Annotated in this window: 9 protein-coding genes, 2 pseudogenes and 1 other annotated feature (1 of these 12 running past the window's edge); of the genes and pseudogenes, 6 read left to right on the forward strand and 5 right to left on the reverse strand. The window is 51.1% G+C overall.

Going from position 1 to position 10,485, the window contains the following annotated elements:
- Positions 1–117, forward strand: a binding site (T-box leader) (it extends 113 nt beyond the left edge of the window).
- Between the two features lie 49 nt (positions 118–166).
- From leuA to ACGCCZ_RS10570, 4 genes and pseudogenes are all read left to right on the forward strand, one after another.
- Positions 167–1,876 (forward strand): 2-isopropylmalate synthase, encoded by a 1,710-nt coding sequence (leuA, locus tag ACGCCZ_RS10555; protein ID WP_054323556.1) that lies wholly within the window; start codon positions 167–169, stop codon positions 1,874–1,876.
- Between the two features lie 312 nt (positions 1,877–2,188).
- A pseudogene (leuB, locus tag ACGCCZ_RS10560) lies at positions 2,189–3,261 on the forward strand (3-isopropylmalate dehydrogenase).
- Between the two features lie 79 nt (positions 3,262–3,340).
- Positions 3,341–4,030, forward strand: a complete 690-nt coding sequence (locus ACGCCZ_RS10565; protein ID WP_085534466.1) for an AzlC family ABC transporter permease — start codon at positions 3,341–3,343, stop codon at positions 4,028–4,030.
- Positions 4,031–4,151: 121 nt separating this feature from the next.
- Positions 4,152–4,373 (forward strand): AzlD domain-containing protein, encoded by a 222-nt coding sequence (locus ACGCCZ_RS10570; protein WP_411655982.1) that lies wholly within the window; start codon positions 4,152–4,154, stop codon positions 4,371–4,373.
- A 56-nt stretch (positions 4,374–4,429) separates the two neighbouring features.
- Here ACGCCZ_RS10570 and ACGCCZ_RS10575 read toward each other — a convergent pair whose 3' ends face one another.
- Positions 4,430–4,918: a deoxycytidylate deaminase gene (locus ACGCCZ_RS10575; protein WP_054323558.1), complete on the reverse strand. Its 489-nt coding sequence runs from the start codon at positions 4,916–4,918 to the stop codon at positions 4,430–4,432.
- A gap of 299 nt (positions 4,919–5,217) precedes the next feature.
- On the opposite strand from ACGCCZ_RS10575, the pseudogene rsmA reads away from it, so the two are divergent.
- A pseudogene (gene rsmA / locus ACGCCZ_RS10580) lies at positions 5,218–6,076 on the forward strand (16S rRNA (adenine(1518)-N(6)/adenine(1519)-N(6))-dimethyltransferase RsmA).
- 14 nt (positions 6,077–6,090) lie between these two features.
- Entirely contained in the window at positions 6,091–6,444 is a 354-nt protein-coding gene (locus ACGCCZ_RS10585; RefSeq protein WP_085531638.1) for a hypothetical protein, read from the forward strand.
- 366 nt (positions 6,445–6,810) lie between these two features.
- Here the strand turns inward: ACGCCZ_RS10585 and ACGCCZ_RS10590 are convergent, their stop codons facing one another.
- From ACGCCZ_RS10590 to ACGCCZ_RS10605, 4 genes are read right to left on the reverse strand one after another with little or no spacing between them, the layout of a single operon-like run.
- Positions 6,811–8,037 (reverse strand): homocysteine S-methyltransferase family protein, encoded by a 1,227-nt coding sequence (locus tag ACGCCZ_RS10590; protein ID WP_054323560.1) that lies wholly within the window; start codon positions 8,035–8,037, stop codon positions 6,811–6,813.
- A gap of 38 nt (positions 8,038–8,075) precedes the next feature.
- Complete coding sequence (argS, locus tag ACGCCZ_RS10595; protein ID WP_411655983.1) at positions 8,076–9,770, reverse strand: arginine--tRNA ligase; 1,695 nt, start codon at positions 9,768–9,770, stop codon at positions 8,076–8,078.
- Positions 9,739–10,200 (reverse strand): DUF1934 domain-containing protein, encoded by a 462-nt coding sequence (locus ACGCCZ_RS10600; protein WP_085531644.1) that lies wholly within the window; start codon positions 10,198–10,200, stop codon positions 9,739–9,741. The genes argS and ACGCCZ_RS10600 overlap by 32 nt, the downstream gene beginning before the upstream one ends.
- 23 nt (positions 10,201–10,223) lie before the next feature.
- Positions 10,224–10,361 carry a hypothetical protein gene (locus tag ACGCCZ_RS10605; RefSeq protein ID WP_411655984.1) on the reverse strand — a complete coding sequence of 46 codons (138 nt, stop codon included), beginning with the start codon at positions 10,359–10,361 and terminating at the stop codon, positions 10,224–10,226.
- Positions 10,362–10,485 lie beyond the last annotated feature (124 nt).

A 10,485-nucleotide genomic window follows, 5' to 3' on the forward strand; every position in this document is an offset into this window, starting at 1 on the left:
TGGTTTGCGTAGAACCGGACGTATGGCTGCGTTATAAGCAAAGGCCTTGTTGGAGGCTGAAGGGCGCGTAAGCGCTGAATTTGGGTGGTACCGCGGATTTATAAGTTCGCCCCGAACTTTCTGAGGAAGGTTCGGGGATTTTTTATTTCTATAGGAGGATCTTGCTATGTACGAAAGTTTTCACAAGTATATTCCTTTCCAGCCAGTCCCACTGCCGGACCGCACTTGGCCGGAAAAAGTGATTACAAAAGCGCCTGTCTGGTGCAGCGTTGACCTGCGCGACGGAAACCAGGCGCTGATTGACCCCATGAATCTCGAAGAAAAATTGCGTTTTTTCCAGACGCTTGTGGACATCGGTTTTAAAGAGATTGAGATCGGATTCCCGTCCTCTTCGGAGACGGAATATGAGATCTGCCGGACCCTCATCGACCGAAACTTGATTCCGGACGACGTGACCATCCAAGTGTTGGTACAAGCGCGCCCTCATTTGATTAAAAAGACCTTTGAGGCGATTCAGGGCGCTAAAAATGTGATCGTACATTTCTATAATTCGACTTCGACCTTGCAGAGAAAAGTGGTATTTAAGACCGATATGCAGGGCGTCATCGACATTGCGGTCAACGGCGCAAAGCTTATCAAAGAACTCACCGATGAAGAGGTCGCCAGGACAGGGATGAACATCCGCTATGAGTATTCGCCGGAGAGTTTCTCGGGAACAGAGATGGACAATGCCGTTGCGATCTGTGAGGCGGTGATGGATGTTTTAAAACCTACACCGGACAATAAACTGATTCTAAACCTGCCGAATACGGTGGAGATGAGCACCCCGAACCACCACGCAGACCAGATCGAATATTTTTGCCGTCATATCAAAAACCGCGACAGCGTTATCATCAGTCTACATCCGCACAATGACCGCGGCACCGCAACGGCTGCTACAGAGTTGGGGCTGTTGGCAGGGGCGGAACGTGTGGAAGGCACCCTGTTTGGAAATGGAGAGCGCACCGGGAATGCAGACATCATGAATGTTGCAATGAACCTGTACTCCCAGGGGGTGGACCCAGAACTGGATTTCTCCAATATCCGCGAAATTCGCGAAATTTATGAAAAATGTACTCGCATGAAGGTACATGACCGCCATCCTTATGCGGGCAATTTGGTGTTTACCGCGTTCTCCGGTTCGCACCAAGATGCCATCAAAAAGGGTGTCGATTATATGCGTGAACACGACACCCAGTACTGGGAAGTCCCGTATCTTCCGATTGACCCAGCGGATGTCGGGCGTAAATATGAGCCGATCATCCGCATCAACAGCCAGTCTGGCAAGGGTGGAGCGGCCTTTATCATGCAGCAGAGCTTTGGCTATGAGCTTCCAAAGGCAATGCATCCGGAGTTCGGGGCTATGGTCAAGGCGGCTTGCGACGAGGCAGGGCGAGAGTTATTGCCAAACGAGATTTTCGATATTTTCCGTGCACATTATCTCGATGTCAAATATCCATACAACCTCAAAAAATATAAGCTCTATGAGGAAAACGATGTGGACGGTGAAACCGTTGTGCATTTTGAAGGCAATCTGCGTTTCCGCCATGAGGACCATCAAATCAGCGCAGCTGGCAACGGCCCGATCGATGCCTTCTTTAAGGCGTTGCGTACAGTGGGAATTCACGACTACAAATTCGTCACCTACCGCGAGCATGCAGTCTCAGAAGGTGCGGACTCTAAGGCCATTTCGTATATCCAACTGACGGCGCCGAATGGAAAGACAGTGTTTGGCGTTGGCATGGACGGAAACATCAGCTTGGCTTCCATCAAAGGCATTATCTGCGCCATTAACCGCGCATGTAGTGAAGAAGAGACCGCTTCCAAGGCGGATTGAACCATCATGGTTTGAACTACTTTTGTGGCAAGATGGAGGGCGGGGTGTTTGCAGCCTTCTGTGAAAAGATCTCTGTTTTCACCCCCAATTGGCCCGTTCTTAAAGAATGCAGGGGGCTTTTGACACATCTCTTATAGAAATAAGGGTACGCTTTCATTCTTGGAAAAGATCGTCTTAATAGTGAGCATCCTTGTTTTTTCAGCAATAGATTGCGGTGTCTAGAATTTGGCAGAGAACAGAGAAAAAGATTTTGTGCATCCCGTATGGAATTTATACGACATTTCTATGCTATATAATGAGGAGGTACATCCAATGAATACATACAAAATTGTATTGTTAAAGGGTGACGGCATTGGCCCTGAAATTGTGGACCAGGCAGTCAAAGTTCTCACCAAAGCCGGGAGAAATTCGGCTTTGGTATCGATTACGAAGAGGCCTTGCTGGGCGGAAGTGCTATTGATGCCACAGGCACTCCGCTTCCACAGGAAACAATCGACAAGTGCAAGGCGGCGGATTCAACGTTACTCGGTGCAGTAGGCGGTCCCAAATGGGATACGTTGCCGGGCGACCAGCGGCCGGAAAAGGGCTTGCTGGGAATTCGCGGCGCCCTTGAATTATTTGCAAATCTGCGTCCAGCCGTCATTTTTGATGAGTTGCGCGACGCTTCACCGCTCAAGACGGAAATCATCGGGGGAAAGCTCGACGTGATGGTGGTCCGTGAACTGACCGGCGGCATCTATTTTGGAGAGCGCGGCCGCAAAGAGGTCAACGGGGTTCCTGCTGCATACGATACCGAGATGTATACGGCGCCTGAGATTGAGCGGATTGCACGTGTCGCCTTCGAAATGGCCCGCAAGCGCAATAAGAAGCTGTGCAGCGTAGACAAGGCCAATGTATTGGAGTCCTCCCGTCTGTGGCGTGCAACCGTTGCGCGCATCGGTGCGGAAGAATTTCCAGATGTAGAACTCAGCAATATGTATGTAGACAATTGTGCGATGCAGTTGGTGCGCAATCCGCAGCAATTCGATGTGATTGTCACATCGAATATTTTCGGCGACATTCTCTCCGATGAGGCGTCCATGATTAGCGGCAGCATTGGCATGCTGGCTTCTGCAAGCCTGGGTTCCGGAAAGGCCGGATTGTATGAACCGATCCATGGATCGGCGCCGGACATTGCAGGGACGGGAAAAGCCAATCCTCTGGCAACTATTTTGTCCGCGGGAATGATGCTCAAGTATTCTTTGGAGCAGCCGCAGGCAGCTCAGGCCATTGAGGATGCCGTTTCTGCCGCCTTAAAACAGGCACGTACGCCGGATATTGCGACAGAGGGGCTTCGTACGGTTACCTGTGAAGAAATGGGCGATCTGGTTTGCAGCCTTCTGTGAGAGGGTACGTTAAAGAGTTGGGGCGATTGAGAGAGTGGAACAGAAAGCTTTGACCTTTCGGAAAGGTCTCAAGGACGGCATGCCGATCTGTTTGGGTTACCTCAGCGTATCCTTTGCCTTTGGAATCATGGCGACGCAAGGGGGACTGCCGGCGTGGGTGGCGCTTCTGATCTCCATGACGAACTTGACCTCTGCGGGACAGGTCGCAGGGACGCAGCTGATTTTGGCGGGTGGAATGTACGTTGAAATCGCGGTTACGACGTTTATTATCAATATCCGGTATATGCTGATGTCGCTGTCTCTTTCGCAGAAGGTGGAGTCCAAGATGACCAATCTGGAGCGTTGGGTGTTGGCTTTTGGTATTACGGATGAAATTTTTGCGGTTGCTATGCAACAGAGGGAGGAGATCAACGCAAAATACCTGTCCGGGTTGATTGCTACGCCCTATGTGGGATGGGCCTTAGGGACTCTGCTTGGCGCTACCGCGACAGGACTTTTGCCGGATTCTCTGCGCAATGCCCTCGGTATTGCCATCTACGGCATGTTTATTGCGATTATCATACCGCCTGCTTGTAAGGCAAAGCCCATCGCAATGGTGGTGCTTCTTTCGACGGCTTTAAGCTGTTGTTTCCAATGGCTCCCCTTCCTCAACCAGATTTCGACGGGCTGGGTTATCATCATCTGCGCAGTGGTTGTGTCCGCTTATGCGGCAGTGCGCTACCCGATGGATGAAGAGGAACCGCCGGAGAAAGCGGGTGGCGTAGGATGACATTGGATTTGCAACGAATATTGATCTCCGTGGCGATTATGGCCGGTGTGACATATGTCATTCGCGTATTGCCATTGGCAATCTTTAAAAAAAGATTCAAAACCGGTTTATCCGATCCTTTTTGGCTTACGTACCCTATGCGGTGCTGGCAGCCATGACTTTTCCAGCAATTCTGTTTTCCACTGCGGAAACAGTGACCATACAAAGCATTTTGAGCGCAGCCGCGGGGTTGGGAGTTGCCCTGGTGCTGGCTTACAAAGACAAGGGGCTGCTTACGGTAGCGGTGGGGGCGACGGCGGCAGCGTTCTTGGTGGATCAGATTACAAGGATTTTTTTGGTATAAAAGGAAAAGTGGACGATGCGCGCGGCTCGTCCACTTTTCTTATTCTTATAAATATTTTAGTAGCCAAAGGTTCCGCTGAGTGACTCGTCCTGTTCGATCCAATCGGATACAGCAACCGAGATGAACGCATTTTTATTTAAACGGATCACTACGCGGGCAATACCAGCGTTGATGATCTGCCGCTTGCACATGGAGCAACTGGAGGCATTTTCTACATATTCCCCGGTTTTGGCGTCCTTTCCCACGAGATATAGAGTGGAACCAATCATATCCCGGCGGGCAGCGCTGATGATTGCGTTTGCCTCTGCATGAACAGAACGGCAGATCTCATAGCGCTCTCCACGGGGAATGCCCAGCTTCTCCCGAATACAAACGCCCATGTCGATACAGTTCTTGCGCCCACGCGGTGCGCCGTTGTAGCCGGTGGAGACGATCTCGTCGTTATGTACAATAATTGCGCCAAAATTGCGGCGCAGACAAGTTCCGCGCTCTGCGACGGTCTCCGCAATATCCAGATAGTAATTTTCTTTGTCAGTCCGGATCATACTTTCCCTCTTTCCTTGTGCGTTTTTATCCATCTCTATGATAGGGGATTTTCGCGCGAGAATCAATGGCATTCCAAGAATTTCTGTGATATAATAGGCAAAAACCACAATCGAGCAAGAGGATCATGCCGGATGTGTTCGGTTTGCTATAGAATAGAATTTTGACTTGTATTTCAGAAGAACTCTGGCTGCGGAATGCCGCCGGTGTGCGGTTTTCCTGTTGCAGCCCGTTTTTATTGTGGGAAACTATGAAGAAATTTGCCCTTTTGGGGCGTTCGGAGGGAATCATTTTGCAGGAAATCCAACGGCTGTCCGACCCATCGGCAGTAAAAGCACTGTTAGCAAGGCACGGATTTACATTTTCCAAATCTTTAGGACAGAACTTTCTCGTCAATCCTTCCGTATGCCCTCGGATGGCAGAAGAATGCGGCGTGGGTCCGGGCATCGGAGTATTGGAAGTTGGCCCTGGGATCGGCGTGCTGACAGTGGAACTGGCGAAACGTGCGGAGAAGGTAGTTTCCATAGAACTGGATAAACGTCTCTTGCCCGTTTTGGGGGAGACGCTCGAAGGGTATCCAAACACCAAAGTAGTAAATGACGACATTCTGAAGGTTGACCTGCAGCCGCTTTTGCAGAGGGAATTCGCCGGCATGGAGGTGGTTGTATGCGCCAATCTGCCATATTATATCACATCGCCGGTGATTATGCGGCTGCTAGAGGAGCGCTTGCCGATCCGGGCCTTGACCGTGATGGTACAGAAGGAAGCAGCACAGCGCCTATGCGCTTTACCAGGGACACGGGCATGTGGCGCGGTGAGCATAGCGGTACAGTATTATGCGGTGCCGCGTGTTCTTTTCCAAGTATCCCGTGGGAGCTTTTTACCGCCGCCCAACGTGGATTCCACCGTGATTCGGATGGACGTGCGTCGAGCATCCACCGGTTACGGTGTCAAATGAAACGCACTTTTTTGCACTGGTGAAGGCGGCGTTTGGACAGCGGCGTAAGACCATTCTGAATGCAGTTTCTGCGGGCCTTTCGCTTCCCAAAGAGCGGGTAGCACAAGCCTGCGTTCAGGCAGGAATCTTACAAACTGCCCGCGCGGAACAGCTCACCATGGAACAGATGGCTGCTTTGTGCAGTGCCTTAGATTTGAAATGAGAGGGGGTCTCCAGATGTCCGACCATAAGCTTGCCTTTATCTTTTTTGAAATTGGGATGATCTTATGTGTGGTAGCCATGATTTTAGGTCCCATTGGGATAGAAGTCTGGTCTGTAGCCTGTTCAGCGGTTGCCATCTTTTTGGCGTGTGCTGGTATTTATCTTGCTTTTTGCAGTTGGGATTCGGCGCCTGAGCAGCAGAAAAGAATCCTACGGGGAGATGATGGAACAGAAGCAAAATCCGTCGCTGCTATGGAGGAATCTGGGATACCGGAAGAGGAATTTTCTGAAGAAAAATCGAATCTTGTGCCGGGGGAGACCTTCTCATTTAGGCCTTCTGGTGTAGAGGGTCAGGAGAAAGAGTCGTAGGATTTGCCCACACAGACAAAGGAGTCCCTCTGTGGACGGGAAATGATCGAAAGAAAAATCAAAGAATGAATATTTTTAATAGGGACAGCCTCCGCAAAAAGCAGGGCATCCCTATCGCTATTAAACGAATCTTTGTTTGTATCGATGCCAACAAAGGGGTATCCCAAAAGTCCTGAAAGGACGGAAGGATACCCTTGTTTTTTAAAAACTCAAATATTTTACCAAAAAGAAAAGAGGATGCCCCTCCTATGAATCGAACAATTCGTAGTTTGGGGCATCCTCTTACTGGTTCCTATGCGTATCATACAAAAATAGTGAGTTCATTTTTAGAGTGCCTGAATCTCAATCGTGTCCTCTAAAAGACGCTCAGTAAAGAATCGCACCATATTTGGATGAGAGAGGTTCCAATATCTCGTCCTCAATCTGGCATTCACTGTCAACGATCAAACGCCCTTGGAAGTACCGTAGAGCCGCTTCCAAAATCGGTGCACTGTCGCAATGTACGGCAATCGGAAGACGGGTCATGCTGCTGTTTTCTGCGAGTACATAGGCGTCATCGATGCTTTCAATTTCCACCAGGGCTGTATTGCAACGGTCGTCGTCCAAGTCGATTAGGTCGTCGTCCAGATGCCCGGTGCAGGCCAAGGGTTCGCTGAATACAAGGTCGTCCCCTAAGAAAAAGGCCTCCGTTTCGATCGTGGCCGCATAATTGTCAGGCTCTTTTGCAATTTCGGGAGGGCCGAATTCCTGCGCCACCTTTTTCAGCGCAGAAATATGCGCAGGAGTAGAATCGTCGTATCCGCCTACGATGCGGGCGCCCGCCTGCATCAGCAGGCGCATTTTCTCGGCAAAGGCCGCGGGGGAGAGGAGCGTACCATCGGAGTTTCGGGCATTTGGCTTTGCGATGATGGGAACCGCTGTGTGGAGGCGAACTTCCTCGATCAAAGAAAGCATAGGGTCGAGCAAGCAGTTCAGGCCGATGGCATCCACTCCCATGGCCTGTAGCGTGATGACCACCGGAAGCAAAGAACTGCCGGTAACCGTATGACCACTTTCGTCCACTGCGATGGTGACGAATACAGGCAGATCGGTTGTACGCGCGGCAAGAACCGCTGCGCGCATATCGGCCAAAGAGGTCTGCGATTCAATTGCAAGAAAATCGACGCCTGCTTGATCGAGTGCTCGGATCTGCTGGCGGTACAAGTCGTATATGTCGTCAAAGTCGGCCTCACCAAAAGGGGGGACGAACAGGCCGCTGGGACTGACATTACCGCCCACCAGTACCCCGCGTGGTTTTGCAATGCTCTGTGCCAGGCGCACCAGCTCGGTGTTCAATTCCACTACACGCCCTTCCAGACCATAGGCGGAGAGCAGAGCCGCATTCGCCCCAAAGGTTGGAGCAAACACTGCCTGGGAACCTGCATCGATGTATGCATTCAATAAAGTTTGCAGCATTTGTGGGTGCTGCAAAACCCACTGCTCCATACCGAGCCCACCAGGCCGGCAGACATCTGCCGGCATACCAGCAGACAGAAGCGCTGTACCGGTGGCTCCGTCCAATAACATGGGTAACGGATATGGGAAATCTTCCATGATTTTGTTCTCCTGTAAGGTTTCGTTTCAAGGCGGAATCACATGGATTCGGGCGCTGAAATTTTTAGCAGGGACAACACATTGCGGATAACGGTTGCTGTTGCTTTGCACAAACAGATGCGTGCGGCGCGCAGACGGTCCTCTTCATCCTTCACACGGCAAGTATTGTAAAATTTATGGAACAGGTTGGCCAGTGTGATCACATAGCGCGTGATACGGGCGGGATCGTAATCCTTTGCCGCTGCGACGATTTCGTCCGTGTAGGCAGAAAGGTGACGGATGAGGTCGATCTCCTCCTGTGTATTTAAGAGAGAAAGTTCTTCGTCGGAACAGGCTCTCGGTTCAATTCCTTCCGCTTTAAGAGCCTTCAGGATACTGCAAATGCGCGCATGTGCGTACTGTACGTAATAGACCGGGTTCTGAGCGTCCTGCTGAACTGCAAGGTCAAGGTCAAAGTCCATCTGAGAGGTGGTTTCACGCATGTTGAACAAGAAACGTGCAGCGTCTACGGGAACCTCATCTAGAAGGTCGGCCAGCTGGATCGCCTTGCCGGTACGCTTGCTCATACGGACCACTTCGCCATTGCGGACCAGGCGGACCAGCTGAATCAAAACGATGTCCAGTTTGCTGCCGTCGAGTCCGACTGCATCCATAGCGGCCTTCATACGGGCTACATGGCCGTGATGATCGGCCCCCCAAACGTCGATACAGCGGTCAAAACCGCGCTTAGCAAATTTGTTGCGATGATAGGCGATGTCCGCCGCAAAATAAGTGGGGTTGCCATTCTGGCGGACCAGAACTTCATCCTTTTCCGCGCCGAAGGTGGTAGCGCGATACCAGAGGGCGCCTTCCTTGTCATAGGTCAGGCCCTTGTCCTTTAGAATCTGGATGGTCTCGTTCAACTCGCCATCGTTGTGCAATTTACTTTCCAAGAACCATTCATCGTATTGAATGCCATATTTGGCGAGGTCTGCCTGCATTTTGGCAATGTTGCGCGGCAGCGCAAAGTCCACCAAGGCCTTTTGACGCACAGAAGATTCCACATTTACATAGCGGTCGCCGAATTCCTTCGAGAACTGTGCGGCGCGCTCTTTAATGTCGTCGCCATGGTAGCCGTCCTCTGGAAATTCCACCGCATCCTCGCCCTTATAAATCTGCAAATAACGCGCTTCCAAAGAATTGCCAAACTTTTCAATCTGGTTGCCCGCGTCGTTGACGTAAAATTCGCGCCACACGGAATATCCCGCCGCGTCCAATACCGCTGCCAAACAATCGCCCAGGGCGCCGCCGCGTGCATTTCCCATGTGCATAGGACCCGTTGGATTGGCGGAAACAAACTCCACCATGATCTTTTTCCCTTGGCCGTATTCACTGCGGCCATACGCGTCTCCCAGCGCTTCAATGTCTTTCAGCACATCCACATAGAACTGTTTGCTCAGAAAGAAATTGATAAAGCCAGGGCCGGCGATTTCAAAACGGTCAAAATAGGTGCCGTCCAAGGCCAGATTGTTTGTGATCGCCTCCGCGATTTTGCGGGGGGCTGCGTGGAAGGCGCGCGCGCTTACCATTGCAGCGTTGGTGGCCCAATCGCCGTGTGCCCGGTCTGCGGGTACCTCGATGGAAAATTCAGGAATGTCCGCCTGCGGCAGTTCGCCGTTGGCACAGGCTTTTTCCATGGCGGTACGGATAATATTCCTCAGTTCAGTGGTCGCCTGCTGCACGAGTTTTGACATCTTTGTTTTCTGCCTCCTTGATGGTAATCAAAATTTCATTCGAACTGGACAGGTTGGAATTGATGTCCAGCGTATAGCGAACCTCCAGCTTGCCACCTTCGTCGGTCAAACTGGAGTGTAACTGGCTGGTGAAGATCCCGATCATCATGTTGCCGTAGCCGGTGTCGTACTGACAGAGGTGACGTTTGCCATTCTCCAAAACCAAACGGGTACTTCCCGCACCGCGCATCAGGGTCACTTTGTCATTTCCTTCGACCTTCAGCACAGAGGTCACCGGCTTTCCGTTCTCTTCGCTGTCATATTCTTTATAGGTAATATAACGATTTTTTCCTTTTTTTACATAGGAACCGAGCGTGGTGACCTGAACCTCGCCGGTTTCACCGTCCACCTGCTGGCGTCCCAAAATGGAAATTAAATAATTTTCCTGCATTTTTACATTCCCCCTACCTTGGGTCAATAGCGGTTGATGTCGATTTGGTGGACCTCCTGGCCGATGTCCCTGCCAAGAAAGATGCCCGCAATGCGGGAGAAATCGTCTACCCGGTCGCTTACATAGAAGGAACAGTCCCCCTTGGCGGGACAGTCATACATGAAGCGGCGCAACGAAAAACGCGCAAAAGCGTTTCACGATAAATGCGAAAACTCACACGAGGTAAACCGCAGTTGTTTCGTTAATCGGCGGCTATACACAATACCCAACGAAGCAGATGTACAG

This window comes from Anaeromassilibacillus sp. SJQ-1, from assembly GCF_046693725.1.
GTDB lineage: Bacteria > Bacillota > Clostridia > Oscillospirales > Acutalibacteraceae > Anaeromassilibacillus.

What these genes read in the sequence shown, in the direction of transcription:
- ACGCCZ_RS10575 (WP_054323558.1), bottom strand. Translation starts at nt 4,918, where the DNA reads ATGATCCGGACTGACAAAGAAAATTACTATCTGGATATTGCGGAGACC.
- ACGCCZ_RS10565 (WP_085534466.1), top strand. Translation starts at nt 3,341, where the DNA reads ATGCCGATCTGTTTGGGTTACCTCAGCGTATCCTTTGCCTTTGGAATC.
- ACGCCZ_RS10600 (WP_085531644.1), bottom strand. Translation starts at nt 10,200, where the DNA reads ATGCAGGAAAATTATTTAATTTCCATTTTGGGACGCCAGCAGGTGGAC.
- ACGCCZ_RS10585 (WP_085531638.1), top strand. Translation starts at nt 6,091, where the DNA reads ATGTCCGACCATAAGCTTGCCTTTATCTTTTTTGAAATTGGGATGATC.
- ACGCCZ_RS10605 (WP_411655984.1), bottom strand. Translation starts at nt 10,361, where the DNA reads ATGTATGACTGTCCCGCCAAGGGGGACTGTTCCTTCTATGTAAGCGAC.
- leuA (WP_054323556.1), top strand. Translation starts at nt 167, where the DNA reads ATGTACGAAAGTTTTCACAAGTATATTCCTTTCCAGCCAGTCCCACTG.
- ACGCCZ_RS10590 (WP_054323560.1), bottom strand. Translation starts at nt 8,037, where the DNA reads ATGGAAGATTTCCCATATCCGTTACCCATGTTATTGGACGGAGCCACC.
- argS (WP_411655983.1), bottom strand. Translation starts at nt 9,770, where the DNA reads ATGTCAAAACTCGTGCAGCAGGCGACCACTGAACTGAGGAATATTATC.